Origin of the sequence: Pantoea sp. MBD-2R (genome assembly GCF_039134845.1) — a bacterium.
GTDB lineage: Bacteria > Pseudomonadota > Gammaproteobacteria > Enterobacterales > Enterobacteriaceae > Erwinia.
Map to the genome: position 1 here is coordinate 2,333,725 of NZ_CP152417.1, position 17,659 is coordinate 2,351,383.

Here is a 17,659-nt window from a genome sequence, read left to right on the forward strand (position 1 = left end):
CTTCTTTGTAATGAACCGAACAGAGAAAATATTCAGGGCCAATGATGGCCGGGACTGAAATCAGCGTTCAGCACTGGCCAGCACTTATGGCTCGCGCGCAGGCTGGCGACAGGGAAGCCTATAACCAGTTACTGAAAGCGATGGTGCCAGCCATTCGTGCCTTCGTGCGCAAAAAAATCAGTGATGAAGCGTTAATTGAGGACGTTATTCAGGAGACGTTGCTGGCGATCCACCGGGTGCGCCACACCTACGACCCGCAACGGCCTGTTTTGCCCTGGGTGGCGGCTATCAGTTCTGCCAGAGCGATTGATGCTTTGCGACAGCGCGGTCGTAATCAGGAAGTTCAGGATGAAGAGGCATTAAATCTTTATCCCGCAGAGTTGGACGATGTTAGCCCTGAACCGCATGACCTCGCCGGCTATTTAGGCAGCCTGCCGGTGCGTCAGCGTGAGATTGTTGAGTCCGTTCATCTGCGGGAACAAAGTCTGGCGCAGGCGGCAGCAGAAACCCATCTTTCCGTTTCTGCCGTCAAATCCCTTTTGCATCGCGCGATGCTCAACCTTCGGAAATATGGAAGCGGTAATCGTGAGAAATCATGAGCAGTTTATAGATCACCTCAGTCAGTCGGCGCAGCCGGTGAAACGCTTACGGCCCGTGGGCTGGCGTGTTGCGGGTTGGGTTGCTTTGGCCCTCCCTTGCGGCATGCTGAGCAGCTGGATACTCCATCATCGTTTCACAGACTGGTCCCAGCCAGGCGCGTTGCCCGCGATGCTCACTTTGCTGCTGGCTTTTATTATTGGCAGCAGCGCTATCGCCGCCGCTTTTACCCTTAGCATTGCCGGACGCCAGCCCGTACGCATGAGATGGCCGCTGTTGCTGGCGCTCTGCTGGCTGGTGCTCAATCTGAGTAATATGTCCCTTTCCGGGACAAGAGCTGGAGCGGGTCAGTTTGGTGAAGGGATCCACTGCTATCTGTTTATGCTGTCGGCCAGCCTGCCGATGATGGTGATTTCGGTCATCAGCCTGCATCGCTCGCGTTCGCTCTATCCTGGCAGGAGTCTGGCTCTGGCAGGATGCGGTATCGCGTTTATGTCATCCATGCTGCTTTCGCTGTGCCATGAAACGCATCTGCATCTGCTCGACTTCATTATGCACCTCGCGGCAGGCATCACCATTGTTGCTATTACCGTGCTGGCGGGAAGGCGCTGGATCCGGCTGGATAAGTGATGATATGAGCCTGAGCATAAAGTCATTTGCCCCCATGCCCAGACGCCTTTAAATCCTGAAACTAAACCCAGCCTTTTTGACGGAATTCGTGCATCGTTTTGGCCACCCACTGCATTTCTTCTGGCGTGCCGAGAGAGATACGACACCAGCTATCCGCGGGGGGAAAGGCGCGACCAATCAGCACACCGGATTCGGCCATATGCTGCTGATAGTCTTTCAGTGGCGTGTTGAGCTGGTGGAAAACAAAATTTCCTTCGGAAGGTAAATAAGGCAGCTTTAACTCGTCGAGTGCTTTCACTAAAATCTGGCGGGAGAGGTCGATAGTCTTTTTGCTGTAAGCAATAAATGCAGGATCGTCCATCGAAGCCAGTGCCGCATCAACGCCGCAAAAATTGATTTTCTCCCCGGCGACATGCCTTTCCAGCAGCGCAATCACATTCGGATGTGCCACCGCGTAACCAACACGCATTCCCGCCATCGCATGAATTTTGGAAAAGGTTTTTAGCAGAATAATATTTTGTGCTCCGTTGTGCAGGAGCGGAGTGACAGAGCGAAAGCGTTTGTCATTAACAAATTCCGCATAGGCTTCATCAATGATAAACATCGTGTCGGCAGGCTTACTGGCGATCCATGGCTCAATCAGGTCAGCAGGGGTAATCGTCGCCGTCGGATTATTCGGATTGACCAGATAAACCAGCGAAGGGCCATTATGACTGGCTACCGCCGCTTTCATCCCCGCGATATCAAATGCCCAGTTATCAAGCATTTTGACTTTGGTAACTTTCATTCCGGCGATTTTGGCAAACTCTTCGCCGTCGCCATAGGTCAGTTCAGGGATAACCAGTTGCGATCCCAGCGGCGACCAGGCTTCAACCGCTGCCCGGATGCCTTCCGACGATCCGGCAGTCAGTAATATGGATGAAGATGGAACCTGATGATGTTGAGAGACCTTGTCACGCAGATTGACGATCTCATCTTTTGCATAACGGTTCGCTATGGCGACGGCATTGCGTGCCGCTGCCTGCGCTTTTGGGGACATGCCCAGTGGATTTTCGTTAAAGTTAATACGGATAGGGTTCGCCTGCGTGGGCGGAGAGAAGGTCGCCGTGCCGACAGGATCGGAGGCAAAAGCACGGGATAATCCTGACGATAAGGCAGCCGTGCCCAGTAGTGCGCCCGATAACTTGAACAAGGTTCTACGTTTTGAATCCACAGTCTCGTTTTCATTCACCAGAGTACTCATCGACATATTCTCCTTTTTAATTAATGTCGCAGAGGACTAAGCAGTAAATATGCCAGGATGAAAAAAAAAGGCCTCCTTTAACCTTCTGTTATAGCTGTGTAATCAATGGTGAGCGTTGTTGGAGTGCGATATTGATAAGAGCAGCATCTGATAGTTTCGCTGTGAAAATAGAAATTATCTTTATGATTAGAATAATGACCAGGGCATTTTTTGGTGCACTTTGCACCAAAATATATCCCTGCGGCCTTCTCGCGCGGTTCTCTCTTGCCCGTTAGTTCAGATTGGCTTTGTGCATGAGAGCAGTGCCTCTGCGCTTACCGGGGCTTGTGTGGGAGAGGGCGAGCTTATGGCACTGATATTAAGGGTAGTCGACGTTTTCAGAGGGGAGCTGCATCGCTCCCCCTGTGTTGCGGCCTATACGTTCAGCCGATGGATAACGCTAACAAACTGATGCACGCCGCTGTTGATTTCCCGCAGGCTGCGGGACAGCTCGCTGATTTTATCCTGCTCGGTCACCACAAATTGTTTTACTGAATCCAGCTGGTGGTGCATTTGCTGGATCAGCTGCGTGTTTAGCTCCACCACCGAGGTAATTTTCTGCGTGGCGCTGGCGGTTGAAGCCGCCAGTCGACGAACTTCACCGGCAACCACGCTAAATCCGCGGCCCGCTTCGCCAGCTCGCGCAGATTCAATCGCGGCATTCAACGCCAGGATATTGGTCTGTGAAGCGATAAGATTGATGGTTTCGACCACTTCGCTGATGCTTTTTGCCGAGGCATTCAGCTGGGCGCCAATCTCAGCCGCGGCGTTCATCTGTATCGTCACCTCGCCGGAGTTCCGCACGGTTTCATCCAGCACTTCATTAGCATTGTGCGTAATTTGCGACGTCTGTTCCGACGTGGTGACAGCGATATCCGCAACGCGCTTTGCAGCCTCCACACGGGCGGTAATGTCAGAAGCGATCTTAATGACCTTACAAACTTTCCCATCGGCGTCGTAAACCGGATTGTAGCTTGCTTCAAGCCAGATGCGTTCGCCCGCTGCCGTTTTACGCTCAAAACGCCCAACAAAGTGCTGGCCTTTAGCAATTTTTTGCCAGAAATCGGGGTTCTCCTGATAGAAACTTTCATAGCAAAAAATGCGATGATGCTGGCCAACAATATCGGAAAGCGCATAGCCCATATGGGTAAGGAAATTATCGTTGGCCGTAATGATCTTGCCGTCAGTCGTGAACTCAATGACCGCCATAGAGCGATCCAACGCGGTGATCACCGCTTCTTTATGCTCCAGCTCCTGATGTCGGGCGGTGATATCAGAGGCAATTTTAATGACCTTGTACACGGTGCCTTTGTCATCGCAGACCGGGAAGTAGGTGGCGCTAAGATAGAAGCGCTGATGCTGTTTATTAAAACGCTCAAAAATGCCCGTAACCGATTCACCCGCCGCCAATGTCTGCCAGAAAATAGCGTAGCCTGAGGAGTGGGAGTAGGTCGGATGGCAGAAAATCCGGTGATGCTTGCCCTGGATCTCACTTAGCGAGTAGCCAGTCAGGCCCAGAAACTGCTGATTGGCGCTAATGATTTCTCCATCGGGCAAAAATTCAATCCATGCCACATGCTGCTTGATCGCATTGATGTCCTTAAAAAGGGCGTTGTTTCTGGATAAGGGCAGAGAAATATTCGATTTTTTCACACCAAACATATAAACCTCAGGAAGTTATCTTGTCTCAATGATCCATCTGCGGGCGGGCAGCCCTCTGCCTGCAACCCCGTGCAAATGAATATATGCGGCAACATGCGTCCGCATTTTTCCCGCCTGACGCTTCGCCACTTTGTGGCTAAAGGCCGTGTCTCTTGATGTGCACTGGTGTGCAGGCTGGGAGGCTGTTTTAACTTTCCTGATGCATTAAATTTACGGGACCGATCAAAAAATCCGTCCAGATCCAGATATCGGCAGGGCAGCCAAAAGTTTGAGCAATATTTGCCAACTGTTTTATCAGGCCTGTTTTTTTCAGGGCAACAGGCTTTAGCGCCTTGTTAAGGCCCGAGTCTACACGTGGTGGCAGCAACATCGGCTATGTTCACCTGCTACAAGGTGAGCAAGCGGACGCAGGCAGATAGTCGTATTATGTTAAATAGCCAGGGTATTGGGAAGCGGAGCGTCACCTGAAATATGTGACCGGTAACGCATCAGCAGGCCGCTCATTTACATAATATTAACATCCTTGATGTTAATTGACGTAAGCGAGGAGAGACGGCATGAATGCCAGTAAAATTTCAGGGAGTAAACAGAACCGGTTTACCTGGTTTGTCTGCATGATGGCGGCACTTTCGGGCCTGCTGTTCGGGCTTGATATTGGCGTGATCGCCGGGGCGCTACCGTTTTTAGCGAAAGATTTGCAGATCAGCAACCATGAGCAGGAGTGGGTGGTCAGCTCGATGATGTTCGGCGCGGCAATAGGTGCGCTGGCTGCTGGCTGGATGTCTTCAAAGCTCGGGCGCAAGAAAAGCATGCTGGTGGGGGCGACACTGTTTATCATCGGCTCTTTATGGTCGGCGCTGTCACCGGATGTGGAATCGCTGATTTTCTCCCGCGTGCTGCTCGGCCTGGCGGTTGGCGTAGCGTCCTACACCGCGCCGCTGTACCTGGCTGAGATTGCGCCGGAGCGTGTTCGCGGTTCAATGATCTCTATGTATCAGCTGATGCTGACGACCGGCATCGTGGTGGCTTATCTTTCTGATACCGCGTTCAGCTACAGCGGCAGCTGGCGCTGGATGCTGGGCGTTATCGCGATCCCGGCGGTTATCCTGTTTATTGGCGTGCTGTTTCTTCCTAACAGTCCACGCTGGCTGGCTTCACACGGTCGCTTTAATGAAGCGCAGCGCGTGCTGGATCGTCTGCGCAACACCAGTGAGCAGGCAAAGCAGGAGCTGGATGAAATTCGTGAAAGCCTGCAAGTTAAACAACACGGCTGGTCATTGTTTAAAAACAATGGCAACTTCCGCCGTGCGGTATGGCTGGGTATGTTATTGCAGCTGATGCAGCAGTTCACCGGCATGAACGTGGTGATGTACTACGCGCCGAAAATTTTTGGCATCGCCGGTTTTTCCAGTACCGGTGAGCAGATGTGGGGAACGGTGATTGTCGGGCTGGTCAATGTGCTGGCAACGCTAATCGCTATTGGTCTGGTCGATCGCTGGGGACGCAAGCCGATGCTCACGACCAGCTTCCTGGTGATGGCGGTAGGGATGGGCGTCCTGGGTACGCTGCTGCATATCGGCGTGGAAACCGAGTTCCGTAAATATTTTGCGGTGGCGATGCTGCTGATCTTTATTGTAGGTTTCGCGATGGCCGCCGGGCCGGTGGTATGGCTGCTGTGTTCAGAGATCCAGCCGCTGAAGGGGCGCGATTTTGGCATCACGGCTTCAACAACCACCAACTGGGTGGGCAATATGATTGTCGGCGCAACGTTCCTGACCATGCTGGAGAAGTTCGGTAACGCCAACACGTTTTGGTTTTACGCCGCGCTGAACCTGGCGTTTATCCTGCTGACGATATGGCTGGTGCCGGAAACGAAGCACGTCACGCTGGAACATATCGAACGAAATCTGATGAAGGGCAAACCACTGCGTGATATCGGTGCCTGACAGGCCGTAAGATGAAGCTGCCGCTACGTGAAATCTGCAAGGGATTGATGCTGAGGATTTCTCAGATTTCACGTAGCGCGATCGGTTTAATCTGCGGCTTGTTCAGGTTAAGGCAAACATGTAAAGAACGGCGAGTGAAAGGCAGCCTCAACAAAGGATGGGAAAAGGCAGGTTAGGGACCAGAAGCAGGTCTCCGGATTTCGGCCCGGCTGATGATTATCTAATTTAACATAATATACATTATGCGCACCAAGGTAACGGTACGTTAAAATTATGTCCAGGTCAGTCAAACTGCCAGTAAAGCGGCGTGCCGAAGACTTCCACAAAATAGTCAATCACGGCTCTTACGTTTAACGGCGGATGGCGCACGTTGGGATAAATGGCGGCGATATGCTGTGGCTCTGTTTTGATCGCGGCTTCGAATCCCATCATCACTCTGACCAGCTCGCCTTTTTTAATGCTGTCACCAATCAGCCAGTCAGGAAACAGCACCATTCCCATGCCGCCCAGCGCGCTGGTAAGTAAGGATTCAGCATTATTAGAAGTGAGTAATCCGGTAACCGGATAATGGATCCAGCTGCCTGCTGGCTCCCTGAACAACCAGCGATTAGGCCCCGACCAGCCTTTGTAGACCAGACACTTATGATGGTTCAGCTCGGCTGGCGACGCCGGTTCTCCCTGCCTTTCTATATAGCCTGGAGAGGCAACCAGATGATAACGCTGTGTCCCGAATATGCGGGCATGGAAAGAGGAATCCGTCAGTGTGCCGATTCTGAAAATGACATCAGAGGCATCCTTGTGCGGATCGATGTAATCATCGGTTTGCGTCAGCTCAATCAGCAGTTTCGGATAGCGAGCAGAAAGCTCAGTCAGCCACGGCGCAATATGGCGCTGACCGAAAAAGACGGGCGCATTAATTCTTATCAATCCGGCCGGCTCCAGAGATCTGTCCAGCATCTCTTTACGGGCTTCACTGAGCTGTTCAGTCATGGCCCGGGCGTAATCGATAAACAACCTGCCCGCTTCGGTAGGAATAACGGCCCGGGTATTGCGATAAAAAAGCTGCTGACCCAGCGTGTCCTCCAGTTGCAGAATAACGCGTGAAATCATCGAGGCCGAGACCCCTTCACGCCTTGCTACAGCTGAAAAACTCTGGTCGTCGTAGACACCGATGAAAAATAACAGCGTGCGAAAATTGATCGTGGCGGGATCGTACATTATCTCATTTCCTGCAAAGGTGTTTCCTGGATTATACCGTTTTTCATTATGCCTTACTGCTATAGGATCCACCGCCTTAATTACTGGGGATTGTGTTATGCAGCTGTTATTTATATTACTCGTTGTTGCAGGCGGGATGGGATTGTCCGTTGAAGCCGGATTATTAGGGCCATTGGGCAGCGCGGTTGGAGATTTGTGGGCAACGTTCAGTATTTTTGGCGTTGGCGCAGCGCTGACATTTCTGCTGATGCTGTTCTTTAGCCCACGTAACAGCCCTTCTTTCTTTGCTCAGCCATCATGGACGCTGCTGGGCGGCATCCTGGGGCCGGTGTACGTGGTCATTCTGACCGTTGCCGTTCCCAGCATCGGAATCGCGATGACGATGATTGGCATTCTGGCAGGACAGGTGTTCAAAAGTCTGGTGATCGACCACTTTGGCCTGTTCGGTACCGCTCACCGCAAAATTGACAACAAACGCATCATCGCGCTGTTTTTTATTATTGCCGCGCTGTTCCTTGTGGCAAAAGGCTAAGGTAAAAACTATGAATATAATAATGATAATTCTGGCTGTAGTGGGTGGCGCGTGCTTAAGCGTGCAGGCTGCAATGAATGGCAAGTTAGGCAGTAAGGTTGGCGTATTCCGTAGTGCATTTTTGACCTTCTCAATAGGCGCACTGGTCACTGCCCTTCTCATCTTCTTCTTTGAACCGAAGCAGACTGTGACCTTGCTGGACGTGCCGAAATGGCAACTGCTTGGCGCACTTTGTGGCGTTCCATACATCGTCATTATGGTGCTGGCTGTACAGCGTATTGGTGCGGCTGTCGCGACCGTTGCGGTGATCTTTGGTCAGCTGGCAATGAGCATGCTTATTGATAACTTTGGCTGGTTAGGGAATGACGCGATCCACTTCTCAGCAACACGCCTTGGTGCAGTTGTTTGCCTGGGCATTGCGCTTTACTTTATTTATTCGAGCAGTAAGACGGAGAAAAAAACGGCGGGAAATAGTTCCTCCACGGCTTCTTCATCAGGCGCATAAATTATCTTGCCGGGCTTGTAAGGTCATAAGTCAGTGATAAAAATGTGAACAGGAGTGCTCCTCCGGTACTCAGCCCGCGCCGCCTCTGGCGGTTACAAAGCCGTTCTACAGCGCTCTTGCTGTGGAACGGCTTCAAGAGTGAAACAAACCTCGAATTCGAAGCCCGTAAGCAGCGGCTTTGCCAATCCAGCTCAAGATGTGAAGGTTTCCTTTTCTGTCTGGCTTTCCCGCACGGTATTGACATATTCGTATTCTGTTCGTTCAATTACGCGCGGCACAACAAGGGTAAACTCACTTTTTAAGCAAAATTAACGAGGGACTATGACACCTTTATTTGTTTACGGCACGCTCTGTCCTGGCCGTTCTAATGCGCATATCCTGGAAGCTATCGGTGGCAAATGGCAGCAGGGTTTTGTTACCGGCACTTTTTATGAAAAAAGCTGGGGCGCAGCGGCTGATTTTCCCGGCATCGTGCTGGATGACGAAGGGCCGCGCGTAAACGGCTATCTTTTTCTCTCCAACCACATGGCAAACCACTGGCCAATGCTGGATGAATTTGAAGAGGGTTACGATCGGGTTGAAGTTACTGTTACGACAGCCAACGGGCAGAAAGTTACCGCATGGATTTATCAGTTGCAGCCTGAGTCTGTACCGGCATAGGGTACCCTCGTTGCGGTACCTGGTCATCGAAACTCAATGAAATGTGTCTGAATACGTAACCTGTAAGCAGATGAAAATATTGCCGCTAAACCTTCACTGAAATGTGGCCAGACCTTTCTCCGCACGCTAATTAGCAGTTAAAGCTAAAGACGCCGTGGTAAAAGCGTCTTTTATAACAACTACCGAAATCAATTAACTCTTTATTAGCATTTCAGGAGTCAGGCCATGAAAGATTTAGTGCAGGATGTGTTATCTATCTTCACGCCTCAGTCCGTTGAGCCGGTTTTCATTCGCGCAGGCTTAACGCATCGCGAAAAAAATGCTGCTCAGCCGACGGGCGTGACGACGGTAAGCTGGGCAACCTCGATGGAAGAGTTAAACGATGCCCTGCTGCATAAAGCGCTGGATGCAGGTGCCGTTGCGTATCACATTACTGAAGTGGAATCGCACAAGCCGGGCAATGACGCTCAGTCACTGCTGGCGGCTACCGCCACGCTCTACACCATTAATGACAAAGTGGCTTACGGCTGAGTGGTGATTAAGGTCATTCCGCACCGCAATTATGGCCCGCTGGTGAAAGCGTTGATTTCAGATGTTCAACCAGCGTTTTCACCTTCGGCAGCTTTTCCCGGCTTCTCAGCCAGGCGATATTCATCGGCAGTCCTTCGGCCTCCAGTCCAGGTAAAACCTGAACCAGGCGACCGCTTTTCAAATGTTCCCGGACCAGCCACAGCGGCAGCTGCGCGATACCGTGCCCGGCGATAACCGCGGTTGCCTGCCCTTCTATATCGCCAATGGCTGTGGTGCGGTCAAAAAGCCTGACCTGTAAGCGCTTTTCGAGCCTGGCGATTGCTTTACTGACGGCTGAGGTGGTGAGGTGCAGACGTTCTCCCGCGCCGGTGAAACTGCCGGTATCTGCCACGCAGACAAAAACGTCGATGCCTTTCAGCCGTTCAGAAGAGTGCATTCTTCCGCTCCCATTGTTGAATTTTTTTCAATTGATTGAGTAAGAATCGCCAAAGATGGCATCTGAATTCCAGTATAAGCTGCATGCATTCGTTTTTGGAACCGAACCCGACACGGGAATTTCGGTTTCTGGTTACCCCAGCATGGAGTTTTATCTTTATGAATACGCTCTCTTTTGAAGAAACCGTCCGTCAACGCTTTTCACCGCGCGCCTTTTTACCAACGCCTTTATCGGATGAGCAAATCCAGGCAGTCCTGCTGGATGCGCAACATGCACCATCAAACTGCAACACGCAGCCATGGCATGTGCATATTGTTTCCGGGCAAAAAAAGGATGAGCTTGCCGCCGCGATGATTCGCAATGCGGAAAACGGGGTTATGACGCCTGATTTCACTTTCGATTATGGCGATTTTTACGGTGACTACTTCGATCGCAGCCAGGAACAGGCGCGTATCTACTATGATGCTCTGGGAATAGCGCGGGACGATCGGGCAGGCCGCCATGAAGCCTATCTGCGTAATTTTACGTTCTTTAACGCACCCCATGTCGCCTTTTTGTTTATGCCGTCATTTGGTGACAATGTGCGTGTGGCTTCTGATATCGGCATGTACGGACAGAACTTTTTGCTGTCGCTGGCTGCAAGAGGTTTTGCCGGCATCCCGCAAACGCTGTTGGGCTTCCAGGCCGATACAATAAGAGAGAGGCTGGGTGTGGACGACAGTTTCCGTCTGCTGTTTGGCATTTCGTTTGGTTATGCCGATGACAAGGCGCCATCCCGCCACGCCAATATGGGACGGATGCCGGTATCCGAAAGCGTGGTCATTCACCGCTAACAGCCTGCCCCGACAGCCTGTCGGGGCATCATTTTTGTCAGAGCGTTATTCTTCTTTCTTCGCTTTCCAGTTAGCCCACGGACTGTCGGCCGGCAGTTCCGCTTCTGGCGCGGCGGGTTCATCAAGAGACTCAATATAGAAAGCTTCAACTTCTGCACGCGCCCACGGCGTGCGACGCAAAAACTTCAGGCTCGATTTGACGCTGGGATCGCTTTTAAAACAGTTAATATTGACGCGTTTGCCCATTTCGTCCCAGCCGTAGCGAGCGACCAGGACGTTAAGAATGGCTTCCAGCGTCATACCATGAAGCGGATCTTTTGGAGTATGGGGGGACATCGTTATCTCTCAGCAATACATTAATGCCGCTACCATACTGGCTGAAAGATTGTGGTGCAAATTTACGATGTTATCCGGCAGTTATGGACGGCTACCCGAATCGCCTGGATTGATGCAGCCAACGCCTGGAATATATGTCCAACCCTCCGCGCAGCCTCCATCTTGCAGATGATAATCGACGGTTAGCGCTTCATTATTAGTGAATGTATGTAATAAAATTAGCAGGGACATTATTAATAATTTATATAAACAAAATCCATAGGATGCCGAATAAATAAGTCAGGATAGTGAGTAAGCTTCCGGCTCAAAATTCTTGTCGCGCCGGTCATGCCCCGCCAGGTCTGGGCACACAATATGCTAATTTTCTGTAAGCGGGTGGATAATACCCGTTTGTTTCCAGCTTTCGTCGTTCATCAGTAAGCCATGGAAAAAATGACCAATAGGCCAAACTCCTCACAGGAATAATTTAATTTACAATAACTCAACATAGTTAACCCTTTTTTACCTGTCTGACGACCTGTTCCGTACAGATAAAACCCTGAGGGACTATAATAGATTTGAGTTAAACGATCGCGTGTGTAACGTATCGGTTGAGTCTTTTTTATCAACCGTCGCTTAACAAGATCCTGAACCGCGGTGCTTTTTTGTGCCTTATCGTTAACGGTCGACGCGGCTATACTCGGCAGCAACGGTCACTAAATCAACAACATATTGATTCATATAAGAAAATAGTAAACAAATTTAAACAAATTTATTTATTGAGTAGCGACTCAAAAAGCCATATATTGGCCGCGTTTTTTACACCCTAACCCTTTTTAATCCCATTTATTCAACTGCGGCGTTGCTGATAACCCCAGTTGTAGGAGTGATATGATGACGGATAAAGTCCGTATTGATACTTTAGGTGCCAATTCCTCAAACAGCAGCAATGAAACCTATTTAGCCCGTCAGGCTGAGTTCGAATCTAATGTCCGCAGCTATCCGCGTAAACTGCCGTTCGCCATTGCGAAAGCATTGGGCGTGTGGATTACCGACGTTGAGAATAATCAATATCTTGACTGCCTGGCCGGTGCGGGAACGCTGGCGCTTGGACATAACCATCCAGACGTTCTGCAAAGCATCCAAAATGTCATTACCAGCGGCTTGCCGTTACATACACTTGATCTGACCACGCCGTTAAAAGATCAATTCTCTGAGTACCTGCTTTCTATCCTGCCTGGTCAGGGTAAAGAGTATTGCCTGCAGTTCACCGGTCCATCCGGTGCGGATGCCGTTGAAGCTGCGCTGAAGCTGGCTAAAAAGCACACCGGCCGCACTGGCGTGATCAGCTTCTCTGGCGGCTACCACGGCATGACGCATGGTGCGCTGGCGGTTACCGGCAACCTGTCACCGAAAGAAGCCGTGAACGGCATGATCCCGGAAGTTCAGTTTATGCCTTACCCGCATCAGTACCGTTGCCCACTGGGGATTGGCGGTAAAGCGGGTGAAGATGCCCTGACTTACTACTTCGAAAACCTGATCAACGATGTTGAGAGTGGCGTACGCAAACCTGCTGCCGTCATTCTGGAAGCGGTTCAGGGCGAAGGCGGTGTGAACCCGGCTCCGGCTGAGTGGTTGCAGCGCATTCGTAAAGTCACCCAGGAACACGGCATCCTGCTGATTATTGATGAAGTTCAGGCTGGTTTCTGCCGTACCGGTAAACTGTTCGCCTTTGAACATGCCGGCATTGAGCCAGACATCATCGTGATGTCCAAAGCTGTGGGTGGCGGTCTGCCGCTGGCCGTACTGGGTATTAAGAAAGAATTTGACGCATGGGAGCCAGGCCATCATACCGGCACCTTCCGTGGCAACCAGCTGGCGATGGCGACCGGCCTGACCACGCTGCAATACCTGAAAGATAACCAGGTTGCAGATAAAGTGGCAGCGCAAGGTGAATGGCTGAAAGGCAAACTGGCCGATTTGCAGAAACGTTACCCGGTGATTGGTCACGTGCGTGGTCTGGGCCTGATGATCGGTATTGAGATCGTCAAACCAAACGAAGCGCAGGATCATATGGGTTGCTACCCGGCTGATGGTCAGCTTTCTGCCCTGTTGCAGAAGAAATGCTTTGAAAACGGTCTGATCCTGGAGCGCGGTGGCCGCCACGGTTGCGTGCTGCGCCTGCTCCCTTCTCTGCTGATTACCAATGCAGAGCTGGATATTTTCCTGGATAAATTTGAACACGCCCTGCTTGATGCTGGCGTTAAACCAGTCTGAGTGGAGTAAATTCGATGTCCAGGTCTAACCCTATTCTGGCAGGCTCGGCGCAGAGCACCGAGTCCTATCAGCAGGCGATTGCGCAGGCAAGTGAAGCGGTCGTGCAGTGGCTGCAACAGCCTGAGATGTATCAGGGCAAAAGCGTTGCCGAGCTGCGTGAACGTATTCAGCTGGACTTCAATCCTCAGGGCCTGGGCAACCAGGCCGCGATTGAACGCGCCGTGGAATATTTCCTGAAAGACAGTCTGTCAGTGCACCATCCACAGTGTGTTGCGCATCTGCATTGCCCGAGCCTGGTGGTTAGCCAGGCTGCTGAAGTGCTGATTAACGCCACTAACCAGAGCATGGACTCCTGGGATCAAAGCCCGTCAGCGACCATTATTGAGGTCAAGCTGATTGAATGGTTGCGTACACAGGTGGGTTATCAGCTTGGCGATGCGGGCGTGTTTACCAGCGGCGGCACCCAGAGCAATCTGATGGGCCTGATGCTGGCGCGCGATGCGTTCTTTGCTGCACGCGGTCACTCCGTACAGCAGGATGGCATCCCAGGCGATCTGCGTAAGATCAAAGTGCTTTGTTCTGAAAACGCCCACTTCTCCGTGCAGAAGAATATGGCGTTGATGGGCCTGGGCTATCAGTCCGTTACGCTGGTGAAGACCGATCGCTTTGCTCGTATGGATCTGACCGATCTGAAAGAGAAAGTTGAGCAGGCGAAAGCCAACGGCGAGCAGATTCTGGCGATTGTTGCGACGGCGGGCACCACCGACGCGGGCGCTATCGATCCGCTGCGTGCCATTGCTGAACTGGCGGCAGAGCATCAGATTTGGGTACACGTTGATGCGGCCTGGGGCGGCGCGTTGCTGCTGTCTGAAAAATATCGTGATTATCTGGACGGTATTGAACTGGTAGATTCCGTTACTCTGGACTTCCATAAGCAATACTTCCAGACCATCAGCTGCGGCGCATTCCTGTTAAAAGATGCGCGTCATTACGAGCTGATGCGCTATCAGGCGGCTTATCTCAACTCCGAATTCGATGAAGCACAAGGCGTGCCGAACCTGGTGTCAAAGTCTTTGCAGACCACTCGCCGTTTTGATGCGTTAAAACTGTGGATGGGACTGGAAGCTTTAGGTCAGACCCAGTATGCCGAAATCATCGATCACGGCGTGACGCTGGCACAGCAGGTTGCAGAGTATGTGACCACGCAGGCCTCGCTTGAGCTGGTTATGCAGCCGCAGCTGGCAAGCGTCCTGTTCCGTTTCCGTCCTGCTCAGCTGGCAAACATCAGCGATGCCGCTATCGCGCTGCTGAACCAACAGATCGGCGACGCCCTGCTGGATTCAGGCCGTGCCAACGTTGGCGTAACCGAGCATGCTGGCGTGACCTGCCTGAAATTGACCCTGCTGAACCCAACGGTGACGCTGGAAGACATTAAGGTGCTGCTGGCGCTGGTAGAGAAAACGGCTCAGCCTTTGCTGTAATCTTTTCTGCGCTAAACAAAAAGCCGATAACATTTGTTATCGGCTTTTTTTATCGCTGCTTTTCAGGGCATCGCCAATCAGAAGTGATAGCTGGCGGTCAGTGAGAAGTTACGCGGTTCGCCGTAAACGATATAGTTACCGACGTTGGTGTCGTATTCTTTATCAAACAGGTTGTTCAGGTTGGCCTGCAATGTGAGCTGTTTGGTCAGCTGGTAACGGCCAAACAGGTTCACCAGTGCATAGCTGCCCTGCTCTGCATGCCAGGTGCCGTTGCCTTCCGGTGCATCAACATCATCCCAGACGTGCGTCTGCCAGTTAACGCCGCCGCCAACGGTCAGTGCCTGCAACATTGGCAGACGATAGCTGGTAAACATTTTTAGCTGGGTACGCGGTAAGGTTGGGTTCACCGCTGTGCCATCGCGCTCTTCTGCAATATAGCGAGTGCCGCCGACGGTCATCTGCCAGTTATCGGTTATCGCGCCATTCACTTCAAACTCAACGCCACGGCTCACGGTACCTGATTTACCGACGTAAGCGGTATCGTTAGAGCCTGCGATAGTTTGGTTGGTGCTTTGCGCCACGTTATCCAGTTCTGAGCGGAAAACGGTCAGTGAGGTGGTCAGGCGGCTGTTAAACCAGTCTGATTTCAGGCCCGCTTCGTAGTTTTTGCCCACCACCGGTGCCAGGTAGCTGCCGTTGATATCACGATAGGATTGCGGCTGGAACACAGAGGTATAGCTGCCGTAGGCGGACCAGTTTTCGTCGATGTCATAGATCAGGCCAGCGTAGGGCGTAATGTTATTTTTTTCGATGTTTTCAGTTAGCGTGTTGGTGCTCCAGCGCGTATAGCGCGCGCCGAGGATCAGGTGCAGCGGATCGGCCAGTGAAATACGGGTAGCGACGTAGGCGGATTTCTGGCGCGTGGTGTCATCCTGCGACAGCGATCGTTCGCCCCAGTCAGTTTCAGGATACTGGCTGTTGTAGCTGTTGAAGTCGCCCAGCGATTCGGAAGAGATATTATCAAAGGCGCTGTAGTAGGTATTTTCCTGCTTGCTGTAGCTCACGCCCGCCATCAGTTCATGCTGACGACCAAACAGTTGATAAGGGCCGCTGGCAAACGTATCGACAGAATTTATTTTACGTTTGCCGGTGTTGTAGCCCGTACCGCCAACGACCGGGTAATCAGCATAAGAGGAAACGCCGGCGCCGGTGTTTTTATCGAAGAAACCGTTGATATAGAGCTGTCGGCTGTCGAGATAGGTTTCGTTATGGGTGCCGTTCAGGGTTAGCTGCCAGCCGTTATCAAAGCTCTGCTTCAGCGTCACGAACGCTTTTTTACTCTCTTTGTCGTTGTAGGCCCAGTCAGGCGCGGTATTAAATCCGCGACGGTAATGGGTCAGGCTGCCGTCGGTATACCAGCGCGGCGCCCCGCCCCAGGTTGGACTGTCGGCATTCACTTCCTGATATTCGTAGCCCACTGAAAGTAAAGTAGAATCCGTCAGGTCGGCATCGACCACGCCATAAATAAATTTCTTCTCGGCGCTGTAGCGCTCCACGAAGCTGTCGTTATCCTGATAACCGGCAACCAGGCGACCGCGAACGTTGCCCGACTCACTCAGCGGCGCAGACAAATCAGCGACATAGCGCTGCTTGTTCCAGCTGCCGTAAGTCGCGGAAACGTCGCCGGTGAATTCTTTGCTGTCGGCATGCTTGCGCACCATATTCACCGCGGCGGAAGGATTCCCCGCGCCGGTCATCAGGCCGGTTGCGCCGCGCACCACCTCAACACGCTCATATAGCGCCGTATCGGTCTGGGAATCGCCCAGGTTCCAGCGCCCTTCAAAGACGGTTGGAATGCCATCGACCATATAGTTGTCGATTAAAAAACCGCGCGAGTAATACGTTTTGCGGTCCATATCCGCACCAGAAACGCTTTCCTGAATCGCGGTGGTGTTATTCAGTACCTGCCCCAGAGACTGAAGCTGCTGATCCTGCATGCGCTGCTTGCTGATAATACTGACCGATTGAGGAATATCACGCGCCGTCAGCGACATTTTGGTGCCGGCGTTAGTGACCGGCACGCTGTAATCGGTAGCAGCAGTGTCGCTGGCACTGTTGGCCGTGGCGTCTACCGTCAGAGTCTGCTGTTCTTTTGTCACTTCTGCCGCTGAGGCGTGCGGCATTTGAATGGCGACAGCGACCAGCGCAGCGACGACGGAATAAGGCGTGCCGGTTTTTAGGCTACAACAGCTACTTTCCCTGATACGGTTTAAGTCAAAAAACATCTTATTTCCTCAAAAGAATTTTTATTGTGTTTTATTTAAACGCCTGTCGAATGGCGCTCAGCCACGCTTAACAACTCGCCGGACTAATGGCGGCGATCCCCCTGTACCTGAAGAGGTTTTTCTGCTTTCCGCCCCGCGGGCACCCACAGAGACGCCAGTCCATAAATGCGAATGAGAACTATAATTTTTTTTATTTAGCATGTAAAAGATTATTAATGAACTTTTCAGGATTTTGTAAGTCCCCTGTTAAGCTCGTCTAAAGGTATGAAGGTTGAGTGGATGGTATTTAAAAGAAATAGATATGTATGTTGTAACTAAATATGGACGGGGCCACCCGCTTTTCGCTAACCGTGTCGGCTGCCACGCCGGGTTCCGTCACAAAAGAATCCTCTTAATGTTTCCTTAATATAAACCTGAGAAACTCCTCAGACGACATAGAGGAGTTTCCGATGAAATCTGCACGCATCCG

Annotated in this window: 16 protein-coding genes; 10 read left to right on the top strand and 6 right to left on the bottom strand. The window is 51.7% G+C overall.

Features of this window, described 5'->3' with window-relative positions; translation table 11 throughout:
• Nucleotides 1–44 precede the first annotated feature (44 nt).
• Both AAGQ96_RS10705 and AAGQ96_RS10710 read left to right on the top strand, forming a co-directional pair.
• The gene (locus tag AAGQ96_RS10705; protein WP_147200599.1) at nt 45–599 is read left to right on the top strand and encodes a sigma-70 family RNA polymerase sigma factor; all 555 of its coding nucleotides are present in this window, start codon (nt 45–47) and stop codon (nt 597–599) included.
• Nucleotides 586–1,227, top strand: coding sequence for a DUF1109 domain-containing protein (locus tag AAGQ96_RS10710; protein ID WP_342755506.1), 642 nt, complete (start codon nt 586–588; stop codon nt 1,225–1,227). The genes AAGQ96_RS10705 and AAGQ96_RS10710 overlap by 14 nt, the downstream gene beginning before the upstream one ends.
• Before the next feature lie 61 nt (nt 1,228–1,288).
• Here AAGQ96_RS10710 and AAGQ96_RS10715 read toward each other — a convergent pair whose 3' ends face one another.
• Both AAGQ96_RS10715 and AAGQ96_RS10720 read right to left on the bottom strand, forming a co-directional pair.
• Complete coding sequence (locus tag AAGQ96_RS10715; RefSeq protein ID WP_342755507.1) at nt 1,289–2,470, bottom strand: histidinol-phosphate transaminase; 1,182 nt, start codon at nt 2,468–2,470, stop codon at nt 1,289–1,291.
• A 414-nt stretch (nt 2,471–2,884) separates the two neighbouring features.
• Nucleotides 2,885–4,171: a PAS domain-containing methyl-accepting chemotaxis protein gene (locus AAGQ96_RS10720; RefSeq protein ID WP_342755508.1), complete on the bottom strand. Its 1,287-nt coding sequence runs from the start codon at nt 4,169–4,171 to the stop codon at nt 2,885–2,887.
• A 557-nt stretch (nt 4,172–4,728) separates the two neighbouring features.
• Between AAGQ96_RS10720 and AAGQ96_RS10725 the strand changes: the two genes are divergently transcribed.
• On the top strand, nt 4,729–6,117 hold the full coding sequence (locus AAGQ96_RS10725; RefSeq protein WP_147197924.1) for a sugar porter family MFS transporter: 1,389 nt from the start codon (nt 4,729–4,731) through the stop codon (nt 6,115–6,117).
• 282 nt (nt 6,118–6,399) lie between these two features.
• Here the strand turns inward: AAGQ96_RS10725 and AAGQ96_RS10730 are convergent, their stop codons facing one another.
• A complete protein-coding gene (locus AAGQ96_RS10730) occupies nt 6,400–7,335 on the bottom strand; it encodes a LysR substrate-binding domain-containing protein (RefSeq protein WP_342753527.1) in 936 nt (311 codons plus the stop codon).
• Nucleotides 7,336–7,432: 97 nt separating this feature from the next.
• Between AAGQ96_RS10730 and AAGQ96_RS10735 the strand changes: the two genes are divergently transcribed.
• The 4 genes from AAGQ96_RS10735 (at nt 7,433) to AAGQ96_RS10750 (ending at nt 9,563) form a co-directional block, all read left to right on the top strand.
• The gene (locus AAGQ96_RS10735; RefSeq protein ID WP_147197928.1) at nt 7,433–7,867 is read left to right on the top strand and encodes a DMT family transporter; all 435 of its coding nucleotides are present in this window, start codon (nt 7,433–7,435) and stop codon (nt 7,865–7,867) included.
• Between the two features lie 10 nt (nt 7,868–7,877).
• Nucleotides 7,878–8,372, top strand: coding sequence for a DMT family transporter (locus AAGQ96_RS10740; RefSeq protein ID WP_147197931.1), 495 nt, complete (start codon nt 7,878–7,880; stop codon nt 8,370–8,372).
• Between the two features lie 321 nt (nt 8,373–8,693).
• Nucleotides 8,694–9,032 carry a gamma-glutamylcyclotransferase family protein gene (locus AAGQ96_RS10745; protein WP_342753528.1) on the top strand — a complete coding sequence of 113 codons (339 nt, stop codon included), beginning with the start codon at nt 8,694–8,696 and terminating at the stop codon, nt 9,030–9,032.
• Between the two features lie 225 nt (nt 9,033–9,257).
• Nucleotides 9,258–9,563, top strand: coding sequence for a DUF1471 domain-containing protein (locus AAGQ96_RS10750; protein ID WP_147197934.1), 306 nt, complete (start codon nt 9,258–9,260; stop codon nt 9,561–9,563).
• Between the two features lie 13 nt (nt 9,564–9,576).
• Here AAGQ96_RS10750 and AAGQ96_RS10755 read toward each other — a convergent pair whose 3' ends face one another.
• The gene (locus AAGQ96_RS10755; RefSeq protein WP_342753529.1) at nt 9,577–9,999 is read right to left on the bottom strand and encodes a LysR family transcriptional regulator; all 423 of its coding nucleotides are present in this window, start codon (nt 9,997–9,999) and stop codon (nt 9,577–9,579) included.
• A 158-nt stretch (nt 10,000–10,157) separates the two neighbouring features.
• Here AAGQ96_RS10755 and AAGQ96_RS10760 point away from each other — a divergent pair, with 158 nt between their 5' ends.
• Complete coding sequence (locus tag AAGQ96_RS10760) at nt 10,158–10,832, top strand: nitroreductase (RefSeq protein ID WP_147197938.1); 675 nt, start codon at nt 10,158–10,160, stop codon at nt 10,830–10,832.
• A gap of 45 nt (nt 10,833–10,877) precedes the next feature.
• Here AAGQ96_RS10760 and AAGQ96_RS10765 read toward each other — a convergent pair whose 3' ends face one another.
• Complete coding sequence (locus AAGQ96_RS10765; protein ID WP_342753530.1) at nt 10,878–11,168, bottom strand: VF530 family protein; 291 nt, start codon at nt 11,166–11,168, stop codon at nt 10,878–10,880.
• Between the two features lie 873 nt (nt 11,169–12,041).
• Between AAGQ96_RS10765 and AAGQ96_RS10770 the strand changes: the two genes are divergently transcribed.
• The gene (locus AAGQ96_RS10770; protein WP_147200600.1) at nt 12,042–13,424 is read left to right on the top strand and encodes a diaminobutyrate--2-oxoglutarate transaminase; all 1,383 of its coding nucleotides are present in this window, start codon (nt 12,042–12,044) and stop codon (nt 13,422–13,424) included.
• Between the two features lie 14 nt (nt 13,425–13,438).
• Nucleotides 13,439–14,905, top strand: coding sequence for an aspartate aminotransferase family protein (locus tag AAGQ96_RS10775; protein WP_342753531.1), 1,467 nt, complete (start codon nt 13,439–13,441; stop codon nt 14,903–14,905).
• Between the two features lie 77 nt (nt 14,906–14,982).
• On the opposite strand, the gene fhuE is transcribed toward AAGQ96_RS10775, so the two are convergent.
• Complete coding sequence (gene fhuE / locus AAGQ96_RS10780; protein WP_342753532.1) at nt 14,983–17,190, bottom strand: ferric-rhodotorulic acid/ferric-coprogen receptor FhuE; 2,208 nt, start codon at nt 17,188–17,190, stop codon at nt 14,983–14,985.
• Nucleotides 17,191–17,659 lie beyond the last annotated feature (469 nt).

Bases quoted from the DNA above. Each gene is read 5' to 3' on its own strand.
- AAGQ96_RS10735 (WP_147197928.1), top strand. From the start codon at position 7,433: ATGCAGCTGTTATTTATATTACTCGTTGTTGCAGGCGGGATGGGATTG.
- AAGQ96_RS10775 (WP_342753531.1), top strand. From the start codon at position 13,439: ATGTCCAGGTCTAACCCTATTCTGGCAGGCTCGGCGCAGAGCACCGAG.
- AAGQ96_RS10745 (WP_342753528.1), top strand. From the start codon at position 8,694: ATGACACCTTTATTTGTTTACGGCACGCTCTGTCCTGGCCGTTCTAAT.
- AAGQ96_RS10750 (WP_147197934.1), top strand. From the start codon at position 9,258: ATGAAAGATTTAGTGCAGGATGTGTTATCTATCTTCACGCCTCAGTCC.
- AAGQ96_RS10730 (WP_342753527.1), bottom strand. From the start codon at position 7,335: ATGTACGATCCCGCCACGATCAATTTTCGCACGCTGTTATTTTTCATC.
- fhuE (WP_342753532.1), bottom strand. From the start codon at position 17,190: ATGTTTTTTGACTTAAACCGTATCAGGGAAAGTAGCTGTTGTAGCCTA.
- AAGQ96_RS10740 (WP_147197931.1), top strand. From the start codon at position 7,878: ATGAATATAATAATGATAATTCTGGCTGTAGTGGGTGGCGCGTGCTTA.
- AAGQ96_RS10715 (WP_342755507.1), bottom strand. From the start codon at position 2,470: ATGAGTACTCTGGTGAATGAAAACGAGACTGTGGATTCAAAACGTAGA.
- AAGQ96_RS10760 (WP_147197938.1), top strand. From the start codon at position 10,158: ATGAATACGCTCTCTTTTGAAGAAACCGTCCGTCAACGCTTTTCACCG.
- AAGQ96_RS10770 (WP_147200600.1), top strand. From the start codon at position 12,042: ATGACGGATAAAGTCCGTATTGATACTTTAGGTGCCAATTCCTCAAAC.
- AAGQ96_RS10765 (WP_342753530.1), bottom strand. From the start codon at position 11,168: ATGTCCCCCCATACTCCAAAAGATCCGCTTCATGGTATGACGCTGGAA.
- AAGQ96_RS10705 (WP_147200599.1), top strand. From the start codon at position 45: ATGGCCGGGACTGAAATCAGCGTTCAGCACTGGCCAGCACTTATGGCT.
- AAGQ96_RS10725 (WP_147197924.1), top strand. From the start codon at position 4,729: ATGAATGCCAGTAAAATTTCAGGGAGTAAACAGAACCGGTTTACCTGG.
- AAGQ96_RS10720 (WP_342755508.1), bottom strand. From the start codon at position 4,171: ATGTTTGGTGTGAAAAAATCGAATATTTCTCTGCCCTTATCCAGAAAC.
- AAGQ96_RS10755 (WP_342753529.1), bottom strand. From the start codon at position 9,999: ATGCACTCTTCTGAACGGCTGAAAGGCATCGACGTTTTTGTCTGCGTG.